We start from the raw sequence: 22,841 nt of genomic DNA, 5'->3' as shown, positions 1-22,841 counted from the left end.
GAGCGTTACTCCGTGTAGGGATCGGCGGCATCACGCAGACCATCGCCGAGGAAATTGAGAGCCAGCACTGAAATGATCACCATGACGCCCGGCGCCAGCAGCCAGGGCGCTTCGGCCAGCGACCGGACATTCTGGGCTTCCTTGAGCAGAACGCCCCAGCTGACGACCGGCGGCCTGAGGCCGATGCCCAAAAAGCTGAGCGATGTCTCGGCAATGATCATCACCGGAATGGCCAGGGTGACGGAGGCGATGATGTGACTGGTGAAACCGGGCAGCAGATGTCGCAGGATGATGCGAAACTCACTGGTGCCGTCCAGCCGCGCGGCAATCACGAACTGCTCGTTTCGCCATGACATGAAGCGGCCGCGGATTTCGCGCGCAAGACTGGTCCAGCCGATCAGCGAAATAATGACGGTGATGAAGAAATACACCAGGATCGGCGACCAGGTGACCGGGATGGCCGCCGCAAGGCCCATCCATAGCGGGATCGTCGGGATCGACATGATGAACTCGATCAGCCGCTGGATCACATTATCGGTCACGCCGCCGAAATATCCGGAAATTCCGCCCAGGATGATGCCCAGCACGAGGCTGATCGCGACGCCAACCAGACCGATCGAGGTGGAAATACGCGTGCCGTAGATCAGCCGGCTCAAGACATCCCGTCCCAGCCGGTCGGAGCCGAGCAGATAGAAGGGCTGCGCGGCGTCCACGGGACCGAACAGATGACGGTCCGTCTCGAACAGGCCGAAAAGCGTATAGGTTTCCGCACCGCGGACGAACAGGCCGACAGGAATTCGGGCCTCGGGGTCCTGCTTGTAGACCATGCGTAACGTGTTGGGGTCGCGTTCGGCGGTAAAGCCGCTGACATGCGGCTCGAAGCGAAGATCACCGTCTGCATTGCGATAGGTGAAGTTCAGTTTCTGGGGCGCCAGCATAGCAAAGGCGCTGTCGTAATATTCCGCCGATCGCGGCGCCACGAACGGGGCAAATGCGCCGACGAGATAGATCAGAATGATCAGAACGCCGCTCCAGAAGGCGAGCCTGTGATCACGAAACTTTTCCCAGGTCAGGCGCCATTGGCTGGCGCTGCCGATGGCATGGCCTCCCTCTTCGCCGATCGCGGCTTCGTGGACGTCAATATTCATGTCGACGCTGCTCATGGCGCGTCTCCATGCGAAAAAACCGGCTCCATATACTCCTCCCATATACGGAATATGTTTTTAAATACCTCATATAAAAAGTTATCTGTCAATGTTTTTAATTTTTGTTTTTATTTTTTCCATTTTTGTTATTTTTTCAGATTTCCGGTCATTGACAATTTTAAGCGGTATCAGGATAAAAAGCCTAACAACGGAGACCTGACAATCGATGGCGCGACCAACAGTACAATCGATAGCCAATGAACTTGGCCTCTCCAAATTCGCCGTTTCGCGTGCGTTAAGCGGGAAGTCGGGGGTCAGTGAGGGGACCCGGAAGCTGGTCGAGGACACAGCAAAACGACAGGGATATCAGCCGCGGGTTTTGCGCCAGGCATCGACCAATGAACTCGCCGTCATCGTACGTGATGCACCGACAGCGAACAGGGAGTTGTGGATCGATGTGCGCAACGGCGTCGAGATGCAGGCCATGCGCGAAGGCTTCAGCATTCGCATGGCGGAAAGCGAGGATGCCGAGGAGGTCGCGGAGATGGCCGAAAACAGTCTCGGCGTCATTCTCCTCGGCCCCAACCGGCGTTCCGTCATGGAAGCGGCCTGTGCATCAGGGCGGCCCGTCGTCGCATGCTGCCACAGCATTCCGCCATTGCTGGAAATCGACCAGGTCACCGGTTCGGATGAGGAATCAGGCGCTGTGGTCGGAGAGTTTCTGCTTTCACTTGAGCATCGCGACATTGTCTACGTTCACGGCCAGACGGGGTTTCCCGGGCGTGAAGCACGGCTGCGCGGACTGCTATCGGCGGTTGAAGGCTCGGCACGCGTCAGCGAGCTGGCACTCAGCAAGGATTATGCTTCAAGCGAGTTTGTGCCGGCGATGCGGCGCATTCTTGATGAGGGCGCATCACCCACGGCGTTTTTCTGCGGCTCCGACGGCGTTGCCATAACCTGCCAGTCGGAGATATTGCGGCTCGGGCTCAGTGTCCCCGGCGACGTGACCGTGGTCGGTCACGCGGACTACCCGCTGGCGACCCAGGTTTCGCCCATGCTCACGACAATTCACATGCCGCATCGCGAGATCGGACTGCAGGCAGTGCACATGATCCGTAACAGAATTTCGCAATCAGTCGGGCCCGTGCAGCATCTGAGTATGCGTGTCCAGCTCGTGGCAGAGCTGATCGAGCGGGAATCGAGCGGCCGACCCGGCACGCCGGACTGGGAAGGCTGCCTGAGCCGGGCCGGCGGCGCGGCAACCTGAGCGACCGCGCCTGTCAGCGCCCCGACAAGGCATCCACCGTGCGGATAAGCGCGGCGTGATCCAGCGCGCCGTCACCATGACCGATTGCGGCATTCATCAGCTGCTGAACCGTTTCGACGTCCGGAGCGTCGGGCACTATTAAGATCACCGCATCAACACGTTCAGCGGCCGCCGCCGCCGTCCCCTTCGCGCGACCGCTGCGCTTTACAAGGTGGGCGCTCGCTTCCTTGACGCGATTGAGACGAACCTCATGCCCAACCGCGATGAGATGTTCCGCCATAGGCCTTCCCATGACACCAAGGCCGAGAAATCCGATGCGCATCCTGATCTCCATCTGTTAGCCAATACTGCGGGCATGATTGTTTTTTGTTATGTAAAGTGTTTTCTTTTTACCTGAGAATAAAGCACCAACCTAAAGGCAGGATATCATCCGAACAGAACCGAACCACACGAAGACACCGACTGTCGGGATCCTGAGGGGCCGCGTTCACAACCATAGGAGACAGCCGATTACCCCTGACGCAAAGGACATGCGGTCCGCCAACCCATTGCCGGTTTGTCGCCCAGGCACAAAAAGATCGAAACGTACTCGGTGTACCCGCGACCTTGTGTCGGCATCAGCGCCTGAAGACCATCAGTATCGCGACAAACGCCCTCAAGCCGGTATTTCCTGCTCGCTTTCATAAAACCGGCCATACCGACCGCCGACAAGACCGAAGATCTCTTGTGCTGACAACCTGGTTGACAGCATTCAATTTCCAGTTATACGTATTAGTTATTCGTATAACTGGAAATTCATATGCGCGGACGACCGACCCAGAAAGATGTTGCCGAGAAGGCAGGCGTTTCCCAGGCCACCGTTTCGATGGTGCTGAACAATACCGGCACGCTTACGGTCTCGACAGAAACGGTCGAGCGTATCCGGGCCGTTGCCAAGGCGATCGGCTACACGCCGAATCGCTTTGCTCAGGCCTTGAAAACCCGCAAGACGATGACGGTCGCCTGTATCGTCCCCGACATCACCAATCCGTTCTACCCCCGCCTGATCCGGGGCGTACAGAACGTGGCGCGCGCTCATAACTACGATGTTCTGACAGTGGACACCGACAGCAGCGAGAAACGTGAGCAGCATTTCCTGTCGTGGGCCATGCAGGGCCGGGTCGACGGCGTGATCGGCGTATTCTTTCATCTCAGGGTACCGGACCTCTCCGCCCTGCTCGATACCGGAATTGCGGTGGTGCGCGTCGAATCCTCACACAAGGCCGGCGGCGCACAGCCGATCGACGACATTTTCATCGACAGCAAGGCGGCCAGCATGGCCGTCACCCAACGTCTCTGGCAAGCCGGGCACCGCCGCATTGCCATGGTGGCCGGCGCCGGAGGACCTGAGCGCGTGCGTGTGGAGGGATACCGGGAGCAGCTTTCAGCCTTCGGGGCCGATCCTTACATCATCGTCGACGAAGCCTTTAACGAAGTCGGAGGCCTGCGCGCCGGGGAACGCATTCTTGAAAGCGGCTTCGCGCCGACGGCGATCTTTGCGGCCAACGATCTGATGGCTATCGGCGTGATGCGGGCGCTGAGGGCACGCGGCCTCGATGTTCCCCGCGATGTCGCCGTCTTCGGTTTCGATGACATCCCGGCCGCTCCGCTCGTCTCTCCGCCGCTTTCAACCGTGACCCAGTTTCAGGAAAACCTCGGCGAAAAGGCCGCGACCATCCTTCTTGAACGCCTCACCGGAGAACGCGAAGGCGCCGGAAGCACCCACGAAATGCCCTTTCAGCTCATAGAAAGGGCCTCTGTCTGAAGACGAAAATCAATGTGGAGGAGTACAATGAAAAGACGCGTTTTTCTCGCGACGACCGCCATTCTCATGGCCGGCGCCGCACTGCCCTTCTCGGCGGCCCGCGCCGCCGATACGGTCACCTGGTGGTATGAATCCGCCTCACCCGAACAGCAGCGCGCGGTTGCAAATGGCATCATCAATCCGTTCAACGAAAGTCAGTCGGATTATGATCTGACCATCGATTATCGCGGCAGCGAACTCGACAAGCAGATGCGTGTGGCGCTTCTGTCGGGAAGCGGTCCCGATATCGTTTACACCGCCGGCCCGGCCTATGTCGCGCCGATGGCCGCTGCCGGCCAGTTGATGCCGCTTGACGATTATGCCGTCGAATACGGATGGAACGAACGCATCCTGCCGGTTTTCCTCGAAATGGGCAAATATGACGGCAAGCTCTATGCGCTACCCAAGACCTACGAAACGCTCGGCCTGTTTTTCAACAAGACCCTGTTCGAGGAGCATGGCTGGCAGGTTCCGGCCTCGATCCCGGAGCTTGAGACCGTCGCGGACGCCATGCTTGAGGAAAACATCGTTCCCTTTGCCTCCGGCAATGCCAACTGGCGCCCCGCCAACGAGCATTATGTCTCGCTGGTCCTGAACTCGATCGCCGGGCCGGAAAATGTCTACAAGGCCCTGAAGGGCGATCTGCCGTGGACGGCCGAGCCCTTTGTCGAGGCCATCACCAAGCTGAATGAATGGTGGCGGAAAGGATATTTCGGCCCGAACTACTTCTCGCTTTCCGACGAGCAGGCCTTTTCACAGATGGCTGCGGGCCAGGCGGGCATGATGCCGACCGGGACGTGGCAATTCCAGCGTGTCTCGACCTATTTTCCGCAATACGATGCCGAACCCGGCTTCGTCGGCTTTCCGAGCGCCGACGACATCGGCGAACCGGTCTTCGCGCTGGGCGTCGGCTCCACCTTCTCGATCGCCGCCAAGGCAGAAAACCCGGAAGGCGCGGCAGCGGCTATCGACTACATCTTCTCCGATGATGCCTACGCCAAGATGAACGAGTATTGGCAGGGCGAATGGAACACGCCGATCGCCGACCTCTCCGGCGTCACTGTCGAAAACGTGCCGGAACTCTATTCAGACACGATGAAGACGCTGGCCGATGCCGTCGCCCACAATCAGTACGGCTACACGACCTGGACCTTCCTGCCGCCGGCAACCGATGCCTTTCTCGTCAACGGCATCGAGGAAGTCTGGCTGGATCGCCGCACGGTCGACAGCTTCCTGGAGGAACTGAACAAGAGTTTCCAGAGCGAGCTCGAGCAGGGCAAGGTTCCGGCTATTCCCGCCCGCTGACGGGAACGCGCGGAGAAACCGGTCTTTCCGACGCCTGTAACCGACCAATATCGCTGCCCCGAAGCGCAAATGCCGGGGCTGCGAAGCATCCGGTGCGCGCAGCTTCCCTCATGCGCCAAGGAGAAACGGCATGCACAAACTTTTCCTGGTGCCGACGTTGCTCATCAACGCGGTCATCATTCTCATACCGGCCATACTGACGATGTTGCTGGCCTTTTTTCGCTGGGACGGCATCACGGCGCCGGTCTTTGTCGGCCTTCAGAATTTTGTCGCGCTCTGGCACGACCATGTGTTCTGGCGCGCCCTGAGCAACAATCTCGTCTGGACCGCCATTTTCCTGGTGGTGCCGATCGCGATCGGCCTCGTCGCGGCGACCATGCTCCTGATCACCAGGCGCGGCAGCATGCTGTTCCAGGTCGTCTATTTCCTCCCCATGGTCATCGCCACCGCCATCCTGGCGCGCGTCTGGCAGGGCATGATCTACAGCCCGGTTTCCGGCGTGAACGGTATGCTGCAGCGCATGGGCTTTCCGACCCTCGATCCGCTAACGCAGCCATCGACGGCGCTCTACGGGATTGCCACCGTCGACCTCTGGCACTGGTGGGGCTTTCTCTGCGTCATCTTTTTCGCGGCGCTCAGACAGGTGCCGCAGGAACAGATCGAGGCGGCGCGAATCGAAGGCGCCAGCTTCTGGCAGATGATGCGCTATGTGCTTTTGCCCGGCATCCGTCCGACCATCACACTGATGATGATCATGACGGTGATCTGGTCTTTCCTGGTATTCGACTTCGTCTACATCCTGACCCAGGGCGGTCCGGCCTTTTCATCGGAGGTCCTGTCGACCCTCGCCTACCGCAGCGCCTTCTACGATCTTGCCGTCGGCAAAGCCGCCGCTGTCGCTATCGTCATCAGCCTGTTCGGGCTCGCGGCAACCGCTGTCTACATCCCCGCTCAGTCGAGGGAGTTCCATCAATGAGACTGATCGAAAGCAGGGCAACACTCTACCTGACCTATACCGCTCTGGTGATCTTGCTCGTCATCACGCTGTTTCCGATCGCGCTGCTGGTGATCAATTCGCTGAAGCCGGCCGCCGAGATCGTTCAGAACCCGCTCGCCTGGCCCAACGTCTATCGCTGGGACAACTTCACCCGCGCCTGGCAGGATGCCCGTTTCGGGCGCACCATGCTGAACTCGGCGCTCCTTTCGGTCTCGACCATTGTGCTCGTCTGCACCACCGGCTCGCTGACCGCCTATGTGCTGGCGCGCCGCAAGGTAAAATCCTGGAAGATCGTGACCTTCTACCTGCTCGGCACGACGACAGCGCCGATCCAGCTCTTCCTGTTTCCGCTCTATTTCGGCTTTGCCAAGCTCGGCCTGATCAACAATGTCTTCGCCGTGTCGCTGATCTATACCGCGCTCTATTCACCCTTCGCGGTCATGCTGCTCAGGACCTACTTCCTGGCCGTCCCGCGCGAACTGGAGGAAGCGGCCCTCATCGACGGCGCCAGCAACTGGCAGGTGTTCACCAGGGTCATGCTGCCGATCGTCTCTCCGGGCATTCTGACCGTTGCACTCATTATAGGCCTTTATTCCTGGAACGAATTCCTGATCGCCACGACCTTCCTGCAGAAGGCCGACAACATGACGGCGATCGTGTCCTTCTTCCTTTTGAGCGGCCAGTACACCACCGACTGGGGTGAGATCATGGCGGCCGCCCTCATCATCGTACTGCCCATCGTCATTCTTTTCATTCTTCTTCAGCGCCGCTTCATCGAAGGCATGGCCGGCGGCTCGGTCAAGGGCTGAAGATACGCATCTCATACCAAGGGGGTTCAAGTGACCATTCCCAACGACTACCTCGAACGCGTTTATGCCGGTGTCCTCGGCAAGCTGATCGGTGTTTATCTCGGCCGGCCCTTCGAAGGCTGGACCCACGAACGGATCATCCGGGAACTCGGCCCGATTGATTACTACGTCCACGACCGCCTCGGTGACCCGCTGGTCGTCACCGATGACGATGTATCGGGCACCTTCACCTTCATCCGCGCGCTTGAGGATTACGGCATCTCGGAGGATCTTTCCGCCGCCGATATCGGCCGGGCATGGCTGAACTACATCATCGAGGAGCGCGCCATCCTGTGGTGGGGCGGCAATGGCAACTCGACCGAGCACACGGCATGGCTGAACCTGAAGAAAGGTATCCCCGCGCCGCAATCCGGCTCCATCGCCCAGAACGGCAAGGCGGTGGCCGAACAGATCGGCGCCCAGATCTTCATCGATGGCTGGGCCATGGTCGCTCCCGGAAGGCCGGAACTGGCCGCACGCCTTGCCGAACAGGCCGGCAAGGTCAGCCATGACGGGGAATCCGTTTATGCGGCCAAGCTGTGGGCCGCCATGGAATCGGAAGCCTTTCACTCGAAGGATATCAACCATCTGATCGACACCGGGCTCTCCCAGATTCCCGGCGATTGCCTGATCGCCCAAGTCATTGCCGATGTCCGCGCATGGCACCGCATGCATGCCAACTGGCGCGATGCCCGCGCAAGGATTGCCGAAACCTATGGCTATGACAAGTTTCCCGGCAACTGCCATGTGGTGCCGAACCACGCTATCATGATCATGACCATGCTTTACGCGCCGGACGACTTCCAGAAGGCGCAGTTGATCGTCAACACTTGCGGCTGGGATACCGACTGCAATGCCGGCAATGTCGGTTGCCTGATGGGCCTGATGCACGGCCTTGAAGGACTTGAGGCCGGACCGGACTGGCGCGGGCCGCTTGCCGACCGCATGCTGATTTCAACGGCCGACGGCGGCAACTCCGTCAATGACGCCGTCCGCATGGCCTACTACATCACCAGTCTCGGATATGCGCTTGCAGGTAAAACGCCTCTGAGCCCGCCGAAGAACGGTGCGCGGTTCCATTTTTCATTGCCCGGCAGCGCCCAGGGATTCAGGCCGCTTGTGGGTTTCGACGCCAATGCTGGCACAGATATCACGAATGTCGCCACCGAGGACGGCAGAGCGCTTGCTGTCCGTTATGCAGCACTTGCACCGGGCCAAAAGGCCACAGCGACAACCCCCGTCTTCTCATCGCCTGAACTTTTGAAAATGCGCACCTATGACCTGATGGCGACCCCGCTTGCCTATCCCGGCCAGACCGTTCGGGCCCGGGTCATGGCACCGTCGGAAAACGCCGGCACGGTCACGGTCGCACTGATGATGCGCCATTATGACGGCAACGACCGGCTCGTCGCGGTGGAAGCACCGAGCCACGTGCTTGCCGCCGGCAAGGAGACCATCCTCGAATGGCGCCTGCCCGCAACCGACGGCCAGCCCATCGGCGAACTCGGTCTGGTCGTCCGCGCCGACGGAAGACGCGCCGACGGGACGGTCCTCGTCGACTATCTGCGCATTGACGGCACGCCGGACATGCTGCTTCAGCGGCCGGCCGGCGACGGCGATTTCTGGCGTAAGGCCTGGGTCAACGGCGTCAGTTTCTTCTCCAGGAATTTTCCGGCAAGCTTCCGCATTTCCCAGTCCGAAGGCGAAGGCCTGATCGCGCATGGCACACGCGACTGGAGCGACTATACAGCCGAAACCGAAATTCTCATCCATCTCGGTAACCATGCCGGCCTTGCGCTGCGGGTGCAGGGGCTGCGGCGTTACTACGCGGTGCGCGTCACCCGCGCCGGCAAGATCGAGATCGTGAAAATACGCGACGAGACCGTCACGGTGCTGGCCGAACAGGACTATGACTTCGCCTTCGAACGACCGATCGCGATCGCGGCCAAAGTCGAGGGGCGGACGATCTCGGCCGTCGTCGACGGCATTGCGATCAAGGCAAGCGACGACAGCGCGGAGGCCTTTGCCGACGGCGGCATCGGCCTTGTCATCCACGAAGGCGCGGTTTCGGCGGACAAGGTCAGTGTCAGGCCGGTCTGAGATGATCCTTTTCGCATTTGGTTTTCACATGGACGGCGCGGGTGCGCCCCGCCCTCTCGGGAGGAAGATATGGCTCCGGTTTCGATCAGAAACATCAGAAAAGACTATGGCAGCGTCAACGTCCTGAAGGACATTTCCGTCGAAATTGCGGATGGAGAGTTCGTCGTTCTGGTTGGCCCTTCGGGCTGCGGGAAATCCACGCTTTTGCGGATGATCGCGGGCCTTGAGGATATCAGCGGCGGTGAGATTTCCATTGACGGCAAAGTGGTCAACGATCTTCCGCCGAAACAGCGTGACATCTCCATGGTGTTCCAGAACTACGCGCTCTACCCGCACATGACGGTGTTTGAAAACATGGCATTTTCAATGACACTGGCCGGAGCGCCTGCGGCGGAGAAGGAGAAGAAGGTGACGGAAGCCGCCGATATCCTCGGTCTCACGCCGCTTTTGAAACGCTATCCGCGGCAATTGTCCGGCGGCCAGCGCCAGCGCGTCGCCATGGGCCGTTCGATCGTACGCAACCCGAAAGTCTTCCTGTTCGACGAGCCGCTTTCAAACCTCGACGCCAAACTGCGCGTGCAGATGCGCGCGGAGATCAAGGCACTGCACAAAAGGCTTGGAACAACGATCATCTATGTCACCCACGACCAGGTTGAGGCGATGACCATGGCCGACAAGATCGTGGTTCTCAACGGCGGCGGCATTGAACAGGCGGGCTCGCCGCTCGACCTCTACGACACGCCACGCAATGCCTTTGTCGCCCAATTCATTGGTTCCCCCTCGATGAACCTGCTGGAACTGGAAAACCGCGCCGGGCAGCTTGTTTTCGAAAACGGCGAGCCGAGCGGCCTTGCCGCCCCCGCAAACGTCGATGCCGGACGCACGATTCTCGTCGGCAAGCGGCCGGAAGATCTGGTTGCAGCTGAAGCGGGCGTGAAGGCCGAGGTCGGCGTGGTGGAGCCGACCGGCTCTGAGATTTTTGCCCAGCTCACGATCCACGGACAGGCGGTCTCCGCCGTGTTCCGCGAACGGATCGACATAGAATACGGCACCACGATACAGGTCCGCTTCGATCACGGCGCCACCCACTATTTCGACGCAGACACCGGAAAGGCCCTTTGAACGATGTTTCCATCATTCGGGTGGACACAGCCTCGAGAGGCATTACGAAGTTATCTTCGCTTCTCGGCTGCAGTCTGAAAGAAAACGCCGGGCTTGCCTGGCCTACTCGGAACGCCCATGGTTTTCTCTCGCTTTCGCGTTGGATGATGGCTGCCCTCAATGCGGTATTCAGGCCTTGGTGGACACGGCGAGTGGCTTGCGAGGCCACACTTTCGGCGATCGGGTAGAATCCTCACTTAGACGAAACAACAAACCTCTGGATCGGAGATGTCGGCACCAGCGGTCCCCGGAAATACATTCCTTCCGCGTGGTGCGGTTTAGGCGAAACAATGCGGTATCGTTTGATCCAAAGATGGCACCATGCAGCTCAAAACATCATTTCAGCCGACGAATGAGGCTCGACGTATCCCAGCGGCCGCCGCCGGCTTTCTGGATGTCCGAATAGAATTGATCGACCACGGCCGTGACAGGCAGCGAGGCCCCGTTGCGGCGCGCTTCGGCCAGGCAGATATTCAGGTCCTTGCGCATCAGGTCGACGGCGAAGCCGAAGTCGAACTGATCGTCATTCATGGTCTTTCCGCGGTTTTCCATCTGCCAGGAACCGGCAGCGCCCTTGGTGATGATTTCAAGCACCAGCTCGACATCGAGCCCGGCCTTCTGGGCAAAATGAATCCCCTCGGACAGCGCCTGTACCAGCCCGCCAATGCAGATCTGGTTGACCATCTTGGCAAGCTGGCCGCTGCCGGCCGCACCGACGAGCCGCACGGACTGGCCGTAGCATTCCATCACCGGCTGCGCGCGCGAAAAGGCGTCCTCATCGCCGCCGCACATCACCGTCAGAACCCCGTTCACCGCACCGGCCTCGCCGCCAGAAACCGGCGCGTCGATGAATGCAATCCCGCGTTCGGCGGCAGCGGCGTAGAGTTCGCGGGCGACTTCGGCGGAGGCGGTCGTATGATCCACGAACACCGAACCGGAAGACATGGTCGAAAACGCGCCGTCCTCGCCGAGCGTTACGGCGCGCAGGTCATCGTCATTGCCGACGCAGCAGAAAACGATTTCCTTGTCCGATGCGGCAGCAGCCGGTGTCGGCGCCGAGGCCCCTCCCTTTTCCTCTGACCATTTTCGGGCTTTCGCAGCGGTCCGGTTATAGACCGTCACGTCATGTCCCTTCGAGGCCAGATGCCCCGCCATCGGGTATCCCATGACCCCCAGACCGAGAAATGCAACATTCGCCATTGTTTTCGCCTTTCACTCTAAAACATTTGAAATCCGATGGTCCCGGCCAGCGCCGGCCATCCCGCAATCAGCTTTGTGACGCGATCGAAACCGCTTCGAAAGCCCCGACCGGCCCCAGACGGTACCATAAGTATCCGTCTTCATCGGCCTGAGGGGAAAGCGGCTGCAACACGCTGCCTTCGCGAAGTGCCTTCGCATCTCCGGCCGCGCCGCGAACGCCCAGCAGCAATCCGTGCAGTTCGGCAGGTTTTTCGTAGAGATTATTGCGCTGCCCGGAATAATTGACCAGGTGCACGAGGAGACGTCCCGTCTCAGGCTGTTTCTGCAACGTCACCTCGACAGCGCCAGCACCCCTGACCACGACCGGTCTTGCAACCGCATCGCCAATCAGACCGGTGACAAGCCGCCTCATGTCCGGCAGGCTGTCGCGGTAATACTGCCAGTCAGGAAACCACGGCAGGTAGATTGCCCTGCCCTGACCGTGCCGGCGCGACAGAATACCCGGCAGGTCGGAATCAACGTCGGGATAGCAGAGTTCCGGTGGCCCGAACCGCTGCGGCGGCAGCAATGCCAAAACGCGTCCGGCATCTTCCGCCGGCTCGCAATGAAGGTAGTACCCATCCAGCATGATGAGCCCGGCATCGGGCAAGCCCGCCTCGCCTCCCTCATTGCGGAAATAGGCGCCGCGCATATCCGGGCGCACCAGCTTCAGCTGCCGGACCGGCAGAGAGGAAAGGGCCTGAAGCGAACGCGGCCTGCCTTCCTCATCGTAAAACCCGGTTTCTCCCGTCGCAATCAGCGTCCCGCCTGCGGCAACCCAGTCATCCAGCCGCCGCGCTTCGTCATCCGACAGGCAGGCCGCATTGGAGACAAGCAGAACGTCATAGCCTTCGAGCGGACCGGGATTGCCGTCATCCGCCGCGGTTTCATCACAGACAAAGTCAAAAGGTGTCCGGTCCTCGATCAATGCACGGTAGGCGCCGCGAAAGGGATGCCCCTTGAGGTCAGCCGTCCGCGTGCGCGCCCGGAATTTTCCGGTCTTTCGCGAGTGATACATGGCCACGCGCGCGCCCGAACGAAGGCCGGAATAGTAGCCCTCGTGTTTCCGGTGCCATTCAAACAGTTCGGTTATCGGGCCAAAAGCCTTCCGGTCGGCCTGGTCGGGCGTGCCCAGAAGATAGTAGTCGAGCGATGCACCGCTGGCGAGCTGCTGGGCGAAGCGCAGGATATGGCAATCCGGCGTTTCGGCGGCGAACCGCCAGGGGTAATCGACGAAATTGGTCGAGGTCGAAGAGGCATTCTTCCCCTGGCCGAAAGCCCGGGCCCAGCGCGCCTGCTCCCCCGGCTGATATGGCCATTCCGGCGGCTCTCGGAAAATGAAACGCTGTATTTCCAGCCGGATCAGATCGGATTTTCCGCGCCCGCCGGTGACGCCGATCTCGGGCTTGAGCTGTTTGATATGATCGTAGATCCTTGCGCTGAGATCCATTGCGCTGCGATCCTGAAACTTGAGATAGTCGGCATAGGCAGGATCGGAAAAGTCCTCCCGCTCCGGCAGTTCGCGCCCACTGAAGGCGCGAAAACGCGCGCGGCAGTTATCGCATACGCAAATCCCGAAATAATCTCCCGAATAGGTATGGTTCATGTAACCGAACATATTGAAGAATATGCCGTCGATATCGTAACCGCGCAGCAGTTCCGAAATGATATCCAGCGCATGATCCTGGTACCAGCCGCCGTTGACGCAGGCCTGATAGGTTCCGTTATAGCTGAGAGCCTGCCCCCTGACATTGTGCACGAACCAGTCCGGATGTGCTTCATAGGCTTTTCGCGTGGCCTTGCTCAGATCGAGCCGGCCGACGAGCGACAGGCCTTCCGCATGGGTCGCTTCGACGGCCGCGCCGAGCGCATCGCCGGCCATCATCGGATTTTCAGCCTGAAGCGGCAGCGCCGTCGGATAAAAGGCGTAGATGCCGCCCATATTGTAAAGCAGGACGTCGGCGCCCATTGCACGCACCTCGCGCGCCAGAAGGCGCTGGTCATACTGCGCGTCCGGCATTCTGAGGTTGGTCTGAACCATGCGATAGGGCCGTTTCCACCAGTCCCTGAAATGCGATGAAGCGATATGCCGCGCGTTCTTGTCCTGCACGCTTTGACTCCCGTCTTTGTTTTCTGCGCCGGGGCATATTCTGACACTGTCGGCAGGCCGCGCCCCAATTAAGCGCAACAAACATTTTAAAAAACGTTTTGTCAACAAGTCAAAAACGTATATAAATTGATTATTGCAAGGCCCGTCCTTGCCCGAAATCGGCCAGATGCTGCGCGACAAACCAGCGCGCGCCTGGAAATGCGTTTCAAGAAAGCAAAGGAGAGACCTCATGGAGGGAAATCAGAACAGGACCGGTGTCATGAAACCCGACAGGAGGCGATTTCTGCAGGGCGCGGCAGCGCTCGGCATCGGACTGGGCGCAGCCGCCTCGCCGTTTGGCGGCACGGCGTTCGCCCAGACCCCGCGGCGCGGCGGCCTGCTGCGCGCAGGCATGAATGGCGGCTCCAGCACGGACAGTCTGGACCCCGCGACAACGGCCAGTGCCGTCATGTTCCAGTTCAGCCACCTTTGGGGCGAGCAGATCGTCCAGCTTTCGCCGGAAGGCGAACTCCAGCCCGCGCTGGCGGAGGAATGGAATTCTTCCGAGGATGCGAAAACGTGGTGGTTCCGGATCCGCAAGGGCGTCGAATTTCACAACGGCAAAAAGCTCACCCCAGAAGACGTCGCCGCCACCATCCGGCGCCATTCCGACGAAAAGTCGCAGTCCGGCGCGCTCGGCCTGCTGGAAAACATCGTTTCCGTCGCCGTTGACGGCGACAATGTCGTCGTCAAACTCGCCGAGCCCAATGTCGAACTGCCCTATCTTCTGGAAGACTACCACCTGATGGTCCAGCCCAACGGTGGCATTGACGATCCGACAGCCGGTATCGGCACCGGGCCTTACCGCATTTCGTTTTTCGAACCCGGCGTTCGGGTGGGCGGCGAGCGCTTCGAGAATTACTGGCGCGACGACCGCGGCTTTGCCGATCAGGTGGAAATCATCGTCATCAACGACAATACGGCCCGCACGGCAGCGCTGCGCAGCGGCCAGGTCGATATCATCAACCATATCGAACCGAAAACCGTCTCCCTGCTCGAACGTGTCAACGGTGTCACCATCAAGTCGACCACCGGGCGGGGACATCAGGTCTTCCCGATGCATTGCAACACGCCGCCCTTCGACAATAACGATCTGCGACTGGCCCTGAAATATGCCGTCGACCGCCAGCAAATGCTGGATATGGTGCTGATGGGCTTCGGCTCGCTCGGCAATGACTTTCCGATCAACGCTGCCTATCCGCTGTTCACCGAAATCGAACAGCGCCCCTACGATCCCGACAGGGCGCGCTATCACTACAAGAAATCGGGCAGCGACCAGCCTATCGTCTTCCATACATCCGAAAGCGTTTTCTCCGGCGCGATTTCGGCTGCCGAGCTTTTCCAACAGACGGCACAGGCCGCCGGTATTCCCTTCCAGATCAAGCGCGAACCGGCGGACGGCTACTGGACCTCGGTCTGGAACGAGATGCCTTTCTGCGCGTCCTACTGGGGCGGCCGCTCGACACAGGACCAGATGTACACCACAGCTTACATGTCCGGCGCAAACTGGAACGACACCCGCTTTTCCAACCCCAAATTCGACCGGATGCTGCTGGAAGCGCGGGCGCAACCCGACCCGGAGCTGCGCAAGGAGCTCTATTTTGAGATGGGAAGCATCGTCCGGGACGAGGGCGGCGCGCTGATCCCGCTGTTCAACGACTTTATCGATGCCATCGGGCCAAGGGTCGCCGGCTGGGCGCCTGATCCGGCGCAATCGATGATGGGCGGCTATGCGCTTGCCAAATGCTGGGTCGCAGAATAGCAACCGCGCTCAAAAACATGGCCCGGATCTGCTCCGGGCCATGTCCGGCTCAATACCCGCCAGCACTCAAAAGTGCGCGCCAGTCGGTGCTCCGCGCAGGGCCGGAAGATTCGCGCTCGACGACCTCGGCGACCAGCCCGAGCCGCGTCGGCGACTGGGGAATTTCCGTCGAACCATTCAGCCGGTTTGCCAGCAGGCGTATCGCTTCGATACCCATTTTCCGGTTCGGCATGTCAATCGTCGTCAGCGTTGGCGAAACCTGTGTTGCCAGCGGATAGTTCCCGTGTCCCACGATCGTGCAGTCCTGCGGCACGGATATGCCGATGCGCGTGATTTCTGAGAGGGCCGTGGCGGCAACGCCGTCGCTGCCGCAAAAAATCGCCGTCGGTTCAAACCCGCTGTCGACGAGCTTGCGCAAGCCCGGCAACAGACCGGCCCCCTTGTAGTCATCGGGCAGCGTCATTTCGCGGATATCGGCGTCGGGCTCATCCCGCAGCGCCACTCGCAGCCCCTGCAAGCGCGCCTCCCGCCCCGGAAATCCGGCCTGTCCGTAAAGATAGAGCACCTTGCGATGGCCCTCAGCCAACAGGAATTCTCCGATGGCGCTGCCGGATTCCGCGTCGGTCGTCGTGACCTGGTCAACCTTTGCCAGAGGACGAACATCATGGCCGACCACAACAACCCGTGTGCCCGAGGCGATCACGGCATCCATCACAGCGCGCCGGACCGGACCGATCAGGAGAAAGGCAATCGCCCCCTGCCCCATGCGGGCGATCTCGGCGGTATCCTCAGACATAAGGAAATCGATATCGAGATTCTCGCGGACAGCCTGCATTTCCATGCCGTGGCGCACATCGAGCCACAGCTCACGGTTCGCCTCGGCCTCGCTGCGCATGATGGCCAGCACACGGCCACCGGAGCGCATGCGATAGCCGGCACGCTCGGCCGCTTCGATGATCAGGGCGCGGGTCTTGTCGCTGACGCCGGGCTTGTTGTTCAGAGCCCGGGATACGGCAAACTTGGAGACACCCAGTTGCTCGGCAAGCATCTGAACCGTGATTTTCGCCATTTCGGCCTCTTTTCAAAATCGTTTGTTTTTTCGTTAGGTGATCCGGCGAAACCTGTCAAACCAAACGATAGAACCTGTCATCGCAAGCGGCCAGGTCATCATTTCCAACGGCACTCGACCATCTCGAGCCTTTCGATCGGCGGCAATCGCAATTCGACCCTTCCATCATGAACGGGACGCTCGAATGTCTGCCCGCCGATCACCGTGCGCACCGTTACGGTCCGGCATTCCGGCGGCACGGCAAGCGACACAAGCTGTTCGGGCAAGGCAATCGTTTCGCGCACAGGCCCCTTCATCATCATCGGGTTTGTCAGGTTCAGCAATGAAAGTGCAAGACCACCGTCGAAGCGGCGCAATCCGAGATCGACCACGCCGCTGCCCTCCACGATCACCGAAGGCGCGCGCGCAAGGCACCACCGCACGGCGTTGGCGATCAGGCGGGCGTGATCGAGGGCCAGCACATTCCAGAAAACCTCGCCGATATTCCACGGAAAATAAACCGTGCGGCCGCCGCCCTCGCTTTCACGCGCGATCATCGCGGGGTCGCTCGGGGCTTGCCGGGCATAGACTTCCTCCATCGGCAAATCGGGAAAATCCGGTATGTGGCGCAGCGGCACGATTGCATCGCCCGCCGCCTCGACCCGGATCTGCCGCGTGCCGCCAATCATCCGCCCGGCACCGGCATAGCCATCGATCAGTTCATGCGCACCATCCAGCGCCAGATAGGTATTGCGCGACATCTGCCGCACATGTTCGCGCAATTTCACGCCGAATGTATCAGCCAGCCCGAAATCGGGGCGCAATTCCCCCTGCTCGTCCCTGAGCGAGGTTTCATATGCGCCGACGACACTGCCGCCGCGTTCGACATAACGGCGGATCATCCCGCACTGGCGATCGGTCAGAAACGCCGCATTCGCCAGAACCACCACCCTGAACTGATCCAGCGCTTCATCCGTCATCGTCTCGTCGCACAGCATCTCGAAGGGGATCCGGGCTTCAACCAGAGCCTGATAGAACCCCATTTCGTGGTGTTCGGCCAGGTAACGCTCTTCCGGCGCCCAATGGCGAAGCATCATCGATGGATCGACAAGCGCGACGTCTGCGGCCGGCACACTTTTGCGCAGCACCGGCTCCATACGGGCATGCAGCCCGAAGGCATCCTCCACCGGCGCAATCCAGCGGCGGTCGGAAACGACGCCGTTGAACTTGGTAAACCAGGCGCGCAGCCCCTGGGTGCTGCCGGAATTGATCCAGAGCTGGATTTCCTCGGGCGTGTTCACCGAGTCCTTCCAGCGAAACTCGTCTTCCGGTCCGACCGAGGAAATCAGCGCCACCGGACGATCCGGAAAATTGGCCCGCAACCGCTTGCCGTCCCGCCCGGCCGACCATGCCGGCTCGACACCCCGCCGGCCCTGATGGTCGATAACAAAGAAAGGGCAGAAGCGGCGAATGACGGAAAGATCGAATTCCATCAGCGAGCTTCCCTCCATATTCGGTATGAAGCTCGCATGCGGCCGCTCGTTTTTCACCGCCTTGTCCCACAGCGCAATCAGTTCGGTCAGCACACCCTTGCGCCACTCCAGCCATTTTCGCCATGCCGGGTCGGCGGCATCCTGGGCGCGCGGAAGATCCAGCCCGGAAAAATCGCGGAACCGGCGCGCGCTGTCCTCGCTGTAATCAACGCCATGCCCCTGCCAGCGATTGGCAAATACGGCATCCACGTCATAGTCGCGCACGATCTCACGGATGATTTCGGGCATCTGCTCGAAGGCATAGCTGCCGAAGGGATTGACGACCATGGCATCGGCGTAGGCCCAGTGTTCGAAAAGACTGCCGTCGGCACGGCGCTGCACCCAATCGGGCCGCCTTTCAGCAATCGACTTGCGGATGGCATGGGGATCGACACGGGCCATGACGTGCATGTCCAGACGGCGCGCGCCGTCGACAAGCGCACCGAAGATATCCCGATCCTCAAGGCGGTTGCTGATGTAGTGATCGGGCACCTTGCTCGGATAAAAGGCCATGTAGCCGCCAGCACTCAGGCAGACAGCATTGGACCCGGTGCGACGGAAAATATCGATCCAGAACGCCGGATCGAAGTGATCGGGGTCGTTTTCGACAAAGGTCAATTGTGTCCAGCGGGTCGCAGTCTGAAACCAGTCGGCGGAACGAAGATGGCTGGCGGCGGGCGTTTGGCTCATTTTCAGGGCTCCGGGTACGGGGGCATTCGGTCATGCGGCGCGCCGTGAAACAGATCACTTCACGGCGTGCGGTTGACACTTTCATATTTTTTACTAACCTTAGCCAAACTTTTAGTCAAACAAATGCTCATCGTGCCGGATTGGAGATTTTCCTCCATGGCCGCTGCGCTCCATGCCGAGCAGGCGAGCGCGCGAAATTTTTCATCAGGGGGCGAAAATGGACACGCCAGTCACCCGGGGCAGACGGCAGGCTCGTCATGCCGGAATGCAGGAACAGCGCGGCGGGCTGCGTCATGACGGCCCGTTCAGGAGGGGATCGGAAGTCAGATGAATACAAGTCTCTTATATCAGGCCTTCAGGCGTATCCTCCTCAGCCTGCTGCTCATGCTTGCGGCATCCGTGCTGATCTTCGCCGGGACACAGCTTCTACCCGGTGACGTGGCCCAGAGCATTCTGGGCCAAGGCGCCACGCCGGCGGCGCTGGCCAATCTGCGCACGGAACTGGGGCTGAACGAACCCGCCGTCGCACGCTACTTCCATTGGCTGACCGGCATGCTGCACGGCGATCTGGGCCACGCCCTGACAAATGGTCAGGATATCGCAGACGCCCTTGGCCACCGGCTGAAAAATACGCTGTTTCTGGCCGGCACCGCAGCGATCATTGCCGTTCCGCTGGCCCTCTTTCTCGGACTTCTGTCCGTTCTTTACGTGGGCAGATGGCCGGACAAGCTGATTTCGGGCCTGACGCTGGCCACCATTTCGGTTCCGGAATTCCTGCTGGGCTACATCGCCATGTTCCTGCTCGCGGTTCGTTTTCAGCTGTTTCCGTCCGTCTCGACCGTCTATGACAGCATGAGCCTGATTGATAAGCTGCACACCATAGCGCTGCCCGTGCTTGTCATGGTGCTGGTCGTGCTCGGCCACATGATGCGCATGACCCGGGCGGCGATCCTCAACGTGTTGCAGTCGGCCTATATCGAAACAGCGGAGCTGAAGGGCCTGCGCCACTTCACCATTATCGCCCGTCACGCCCTGCCCAACGCCATTGCCCCGATCGCCAATGTCGTCATGCTCAACCTGGCCTATCTCGTCGTCGGGGTCGTGGTCGTCGAGGTGGTCTTTGTCTATCCCGGCCTCGGCCAGTATCTCGTCGACCACGTTTCGAAACGCGATGTTCCTGTGGTGCAGGCCTGTGGCCTGATCTTCGCGGCCGTCTACATCGGGCTCAACATGATAACCGATGTCATCGCCCTTTTCGCCAATCCAAGGCTGAGGCACCCGAAATGAGCAAGGTTCCGTTTTCCGCCCTTCTGGGAATAATCGTCACCATTCTGTTCTTCGCAGCCGCGATCTTCGCGCCGCTGCTTTCGCCATACGGCATGGCCGAAGTCGTCGGCTCTGTCTGGGAGCCGGCGTCTGCGGCCCACTGGCTGGGCACGGATTCGATCGGTCGCGACATGCTCTCGCGCATGATCTGGGGTGGTCGCTTCACCATCTTCATCGCCGCCTCCGCCACGCTCCTCGCCTTCGTCACCGGCAGCCTGACGGGCTTCCTCGCCGCCGTGGCGGGCGGCTGGGTCGATCAGGCGCTGTCGCGGCTCGTCGACCTGCTGATGAGCGTGCCGTCTCTCATTCTGGCGCTCGTCATTCTCTCGGTCATGCCCACCACATTGCCGGTGCTCATCGTGGTCATGGGGCTGATCGAATCGACCCGTGTCTTTCGTCTCGCGCGCTCCGTTGCCGCCGATATCGTCGTCATGGACTATGTCGAGGCTGCACGGTTGCGCGGCGAAGGCAGCGTCTGGATCATCTTCCGCGAGATCCTCCCCAATGCCTTAAGCCCGCTGGTTGCTGAGGCCGGCCTGCGCTTCATCTTCATGGTTCTGTTCATTTCCACGCTGTCGTTTCTCGGCCTTGGCGTGCAGCCGCCGCTGGCGGACTGGGGCGGCATTGTGAAGGAAAACCGCGACGGGCTTGTCTATGGCATCACGGCAGCCCTGACGCCGGCCATCGCCATTGCCGCGCTCGCCATCTCGGTCAACCTCGTCGCCGACTGGATTCTGGATCGCACGACAAGCCTGAAAGGAGGCCGGGGATGAGCCAGCCCGTTCTTGAAATCAACAATCTGAAGATCGAGGCGACCAGTTACCCGCCGGGCGAAAAGCCCCGTGATGTTGTCCTCGTTGACGATATTTCCCTGACGCTGGAAAAAGGCAGGGTCATGGGGCTCATCGGCGAATCGGGAGCCGGAAAATCGACCATCGGCCTTTCCGCCATGGCCTATGGCCGCGGTGGCATTCGCATCGCCTCGGGAGAAGTGAAGCTCAACGGCGTTGATATTCTGAAGGCCGGCCATGCGATGCAGCGCCGGCTGCGCGGCAAAACCGTCACCTATGTCTCCCAGTCCGCGGCCGCGAGTTTCAACCCCTCCCGCAAGCTTATCGATCAGGTCGTCGAGACATCTGTCAAATCGGGAACCCCGCGGCGCAGCGCCGAAAGAGACGCCATCGCCCTGTTTGAAAAACTGGGCCTGCCCGAACCGGAAAAAATCGGCAATCGCTACCCGCATCAGGTTTCTGGCGGCCAGCTTCAGCGCGCCATGACCGCGATGGCGCTGTGCCCGCGCCCCGAGCTGGTGATCTTCGACGAGCCGACGACGGCGCTGGACGTCACGACCCAGATCGGTGTTCTGGCGGCCATCAAGGAGGTGATCCGCGACACCCATGTCGCCGCGCTCTACATCACGCATGACCTTGCGGTCGTCTCGCAGGTAGCCGACAGCATCATGGTGCTGCGCCACGGCAAAATGGTCGAGCACGGCGACACAAGCCAGATCATAGGATCACCGCAACGGCAATATACAAAAGACCTCATCTCGATCCGGCAGGTTCAGCATGCCGTCACGCCCTCCAGGGGCGCGCCGCTGTTGCGCGTCAGCAATCTCGCCGCGCGTTACCGGGGGCAGGAAACCGACACCCTGAAGGACATCAATCTGGAGATGACGTCCGGCCAGACCCTGGCCGTGGTCGGTGAAAGCGGGTCGGGAAAGTCGACGCTGGCCCGTGCCATCACCGGCATGCTGCCGCCCCGACGCGGCGATATCACATTCGATGAGCGTGCGCTGTCACCCAGGATCGGGCAACGCAGCCGTGACGATCTACGCGAATTGCAGATGATCTACCAGAGTGCCGACACGGCCATGAACCCACGCCAGACTGTCAGTGCCATCATCGGCAGGCCGCTCGAATTCTATCATGGCCTCAAGGGTGCTGAAAAACGCAGGCGGGTCGAGGCGCTGCTCGATGAAACCGAGCTCAGCCGCGGTTTCGCCGATCGCTATCCGGCCGAGCTTTCGGGTGGCCAGAAACAACGTGTCTGCATCGCCCGCGCACTGGCGGCCAAACCGCGCCTCATCCTTTGCGACGAGGTCACGTCGGCGCTCGACCCGCTTGTGGCCGATGGAATTCTCAAACTGCTTCTCGACCTGCAGAAAGAGGAAGGCGTGGCCTATCTGTTCATCACCCACGACCTTGCCGTTGTGCGCGCCATCGCCGACAAGATTGCCGTGATGCGCCATGGCGAGATCATACGTTACGGCATGCGTGACGAGGTTCTTTCTCCCCCCTTTGACGACTATACCGACCTTCTGCTCGCCTCCGTCCCGGAAATGCGCCCCGGATGGCTAGAAGACGTCACACAACATCATCCCGTGCGCGAAGGTGACGGGTGACGGGTGACGGGTGACGGGTGACGGG

At 60.4% G+C, this 22,841-nt stretch carries 17 protein-coding genes; 11 read left to right on the top strand and 6 right to left on the bottom strand.

Annotated elements, in window-relative coordinates:
- Nucleotides 1-5 precede the first annotated feature (5 nt).
- A complete protein-coding gene (locus ACHZCU_RS09615; RefSeq protein ID WP_394706105.1) occupies nucleotides 6-1,148 on the bottom strand; it encodes an ABC transporter permease in 1,143 nt (380 codons plus the stop codon).
- 223 nt (nucleotides 1,149-1,371) lie between these two features.
- On the opposite strand from ACHZCU_RS09615, the gene ACHZCU_RS09610 reads away from it, so the two are divergent.
- Nucleotides 1,372-2,412, top strand: coding sequence for a LacI family DNA-binding transcriptional regulator (locus ACHZCU_RS09610; RefSeq protein WP_319518607.1), 1,041 nt, complete (start codon nucleotides 1,372-1,374; stop codon nucleotides 2,410-2,412).
- A gap of 13 nt (nucleotides 2,413-2,425) precedes the next feature.
- Here the strand turns inward: ACHZCU_RS09610 and ACHZCU_RS09605 are convergent, their stop codons facing one another.
- Nucleotides 2,426-2,734, bottom strand: coding sequence for an NAD(P)-binding domain-containing protein (locus ACHZCU_RS09605; protein ID WP_319518606.1), 309 nt, complete (start codon nucleotides 2,732-2,734; stop codon nucleotides 2,426-2,428).
- A 477-nt stretch (nucleotides 2,735-3,211) separates the two neighbouring features.
- Between ACHZCU_RS09605 and ACHZCU_RS09600 the strand changes: the two genes are divergently transcribed.
- The 6 genes from ACHZCU_RS09600 to ACHZCU_RS09575 all read left to right on the top strand — a co-directional run bounded on the left by ACHZCU_RS09600 (nucleotide 3,212) and on the right by ACHZCU_RS09575 (nucleotide 10,627).
- Nucleotides 3,212-4,216 carry a LacI family DNA-binding transcriptional regulator gene (locus ACHZCU_RS09600; protein ID WP_319518605.1) on the top strand — a complete coding sequence of 335 codons (1,005 nt, stop codon included), beginning with the start codon at nucleotides 3,212-3,214 and terminating at the stop codon, nucleotides 4,214-4,216.
- A gap of 27 nt (nucleotides 4,217-4,243) precedes the next feature.
- Entirely contained in the window at nucleotides 4,244-5,560 is a 1,317-nt protein-coding gene (locus ACHZCU_RS09595) for an ABC transporter substrate-binding protein (RefSeq protein WP_319518604.1), read from the top strand.
- Between the two features lie 130 nt (nucleotides 5,561-5,690).
- Nucleotides 5,691-6,536 carry a sugar ABC transporter permease gene (locus ACHZCU_RS09590; RefSeq protein ID WP_319518603.1) on the top strand — a complete coding sequence of 282 codons (846 nt, stop codon included), beginning with the start codon at nucleotides 5,691-5,693 and terminating at the stop codon, nucleotides 6,534-6,536.
- Complete coding sequence (locus ACHZCU_RS09585) at nucleotides 6,533-7,366, top strand: carbohydrate ABC transporter permease (protein ID WP_319518602.1); 834 nt, start codon at nucleotides 6,533-6,535, stop codon at nucleotides 7,364-7,366. Before ACHZCU_RS09590 ends, ACHZCU_RS09585 begins: the two co-directional genes overlap by 4 nt.
- 30 nt (nucleotides 7,367-7,396) lie before the next feature.
- A complete protein-coding gene (locus ACHZCU_RS09580) occupies nucleotides 7,397-9,505 on the top strand; it encodes an ADP-ribosylglycohydrolase family protein (protein WP_319518601.1) in 2,109 nt (702 codons plus the stop codon).
- A gap of 69 nt (nucleotides 9,506-9,574) precedes the next feature.
- A complete protein-coding gene (locus tag ACHZCU_RS09575) occupies nucleotides 9,575-10,627 on the top strand; it encodes a sn-glycerol-3-phosphate ABC transporter ATP-binding protein UgpC (RefSeq protein ID WP_319518600.1) in 1,053 nt (350 codons plus the stop codon).
- 375 nt (nucleotides 10,628-11,002) lie between these two features.
- On the opposite strand, the gene ACHZCU_RS09570 is transcribed toward ACHZCU_RS09575, so the two are convergent.
- Nucleotides 11,003-11,866 carry an NAD(P)-dependent oxidoreductase gene (locus tag ACHZCU_RS09570; RefSeq protein WP_319518599.1) on the bottom strand — a complete coding sequence of 288 codons (864 nt, stop codon included), beginning with the start codon at nucleotides 11,864-11,866 and terminating at the stop codon, nucleotides 11,003-11,005.
- A 67-nt stretch (nucleotides 11,867-11,933) separates the two neighbouring features.
- Complete coding sequence (locus ACHZCU_RS09565) at nucleotides 11,934-14,015, bottom strand: alpha-amylase family protein (RefSeq protein ID WP_319518598.1); 2,082 nt, start codon at nucleotides 14,013-14,015, stop codon at nucleotides 11,934-11,936.
- Between the two features lie 259 nt (nucleotides 14,016-14,274).
- Here ACHZCU_RS09565 and ACHZCU_RS09560 point away from each other — a divergent pair, with 259 nt between their 5' ends.
- The gene (locus ACHZCU_RS09560; RefSeq protein WP_319518597.1) at nucleotides 14,275-15,816 is read left to right on the top strand and encodes an ABC transporter substrate-binding protein; all 1,542 of its coding nucleotides are present in this window, start codon (nucleotides 14,275-14,277) and stop codon (nucleotides 15,814-15,816) included.
- A 49-nt stretch (nucleotides 15,817-15,865) separates the two neighbouring features.
- Here the strand turns inward: ACHZCU_RS09560 and ACHZCU_RS09555 are convergent, their stop codons facing one another.
- On the bottom strand, nucleotides 15,866-16,885 hold the full coding sequence (locus ACHZCU_RS09555) for a LacI family DNA-binding transcriptional regulator (protein ID WP_106311613.1): 1,020 nt from the start codon (nucleotides 16,883-16,885) through the stop codon (nucleotides 15,866-15,868).
- Between the two features lie 98 nt (nucleotides 16,886-16,983).
- The gene (locus ACHZCU_RS09550) at nucleotides 16,984-19,086 is read right to left on the bottom strand and encodes an alpha-amylase family protein (RefSeq protein ID WP_106311610.1); all 2,103 of its coding nucleotides are present in this window, start codon (nucleotides 19,084-19,086) and stop codon (nucleotides 16,984-16,986) included.
- A gap of 327 nt (nucleotides 19,087-19,413) precedes the next feature.
- Between ACHZCU_RS09550 and ACHZCU_RS09545 the strand changes: the two genes are divergently transcribed.
- Genes ACHZCU_RS09545 through ACHZCU_RS09535 form a run of 3 tightly spaced genes read left to right on the top strand, consistent with a single transcriptional unit; the run spans nucleotide 19,414 to nucleotide 22,816 of the window.
- Nucleotides 19,414-20,373, top strand: coding sequence for an ABC transporter permease (locus ACHZCU_RS09545; RefSeq protein WP_319518596.1), 960 nt, complete (start codon nucleotides 19,414-19,416; stop codon nucleotides 20,371-20,373).
- Nucleotides 20,370-21,185, top strand: coding sequence for an ABC transporter permease (locus ACHZCU_RS09540; RefSeq protein WP_106311604.1), 816 nt, complete (start codon nucleotides 20,370-20,372; stop codon nucleotides 21,183-21,185). Before ACHZCU_RS09545 ends, ACHZCU_RS09540 begins: the two co-directional genes overlap by 4 nt.
- Complete coding sequence (locus ACHZCU_RS09535; RefSeq protein WP_319518595.1) at nucleotides 21,182-22,816, top strand: ABC transporter ATP-binding protein; 1,635 nt, start codon at nucleotides 21,182-21,184, stop codon at nucleotides 22,814-22,816. Before ACHZCU_RS09540 ends, ACHZCU_RS09535 begins: the two co-directional genes overlap by 4 nt.
- Nucleotides 22,817-22,841 lie beyond the last annotated feature (25 nt).

It is taken from the genome of uncultured Martelella sp., assembly GCF_963677965.2.
GTDB classification, from domain to species: domain Bacteria; phylum Pseudomonadota; class Alphaproteobacteria; order Rhizobiales; family Rhizobiaceae; genus Martelella; species Martelella mangrovi.
The sequence above is the reverse complement of the archived record's forward strand: the minus strand, read 5'-3'. Positions and strand labels throughout refer to the sequence as shown.

Bases quoted from the DNA above. Each gene is read 5' to 3' on its own strand.
- ACHZCU_RS09560 (WP_319518597.1), top strand. From the start codon at position 14,275: ATGAAACCCGACAGGAGGCGATTTCTGCAGGGCGCGGCAGCGCTCGGC.
- ACHZCU_RS09615 (WP_394706105.1), bottom strand. From the start codon at position 1,148: ATGAATATTGACGTCCACGAAGCCGCGATCGGCGAAGAGGGAGGCCAT.
- ACHZCU_RS09535 (WP_319518595.1), top strand. From the start codon at position 21,182: ATGAGCCAGCCCGTTCTTGAAATCAACAATCTGAAGATCGAGGCGACC.
- ACHZCU_RS09610 (WP_319518607.1), top strand. From the start codon at position 1,372: ATGGCGCGACCAACAGTACAATCGATAGCCAATGAACTTGGCCTCTCC.
- ACHZCU_RS09545 (WP_319518596.1), top strand. From the start codon at position 19,414: ATGAATACAAGTCTCTTATATCAGGCCTTCAGGCGTATCCTCCTCAGC.
- ACHZCU_RS09585 (WP_319518602.1), top strand. From the start codon at position 6,533: ATGAGACTGATCGAAAGCAGGGCAACACTCTACCTGACCTATACCGCT.
- ACHZCU_RS09555 (WP_106311613.1), bottom strand. From the start codon at position 16,885: ATGGCGAAAATCACGGTTCAGATGCTTGCCGAGCAACTGGGTGTCTCC.
- ACHZCU_RS09540 (WP_106311604.1), top strand. From the start codon at position 20,370: ATGAGCAAGGTTCCGTTTTCCGCCCTTCTGGGAATAATCGTCACCATT.
- ACHZCU_RS09575 (WP_319518600.1), top strand. From the start codon at position 9,575: ATGGCTCCGGTTTCGATCAGAAACATCAGAAAAGACTATGGCAGCGTC.
- ACHZCU_RS09605 (WP_319518606.1), bottom strand. From the start codon at position 2,734: ATGCGCATCGGATTTCTCGGCCTTGGTGTCATGGGAAGGCCTATGGCG.
- ACHZCU_RS09600 (WP_319518605.1), top strand. From the start codon at position 3,212: ATGCGCGGACGACCGACCCAGAAAGATGTTGCCGAGAAGGCAGGCGTT.
- ACHZCU_RS09550 (WP_106311610.1), bottom strand. From the start codon at position 19,086: ATGAGCCAAACGCCCGCCGCCAGCCATCTTCGTTCCGCCGACTGGTTT.
- ACHZCU_RS09595 (WP_319518604.1), top strand. From the start codon at position 4,244: ATGAAAAGACGCGTTTTTCTCGCGACGACCGCCATTCTCATGGCCGGC.
- ACHZCU_RS09590 (WP_319518603.1), top strand. From the start codon at position 5,691: ATGCACAAACTTTTCCTGGTGCCGACGTTGCTCATCAACGCGGTCATC.
- ACHZCU_RS09570 (WP_319518599.1), bottom strand. From the start codon at position 11,866: ATGGCGAATGTTGCATTTCTCGGTCTGGGGGTCATGGGATACCCGATG.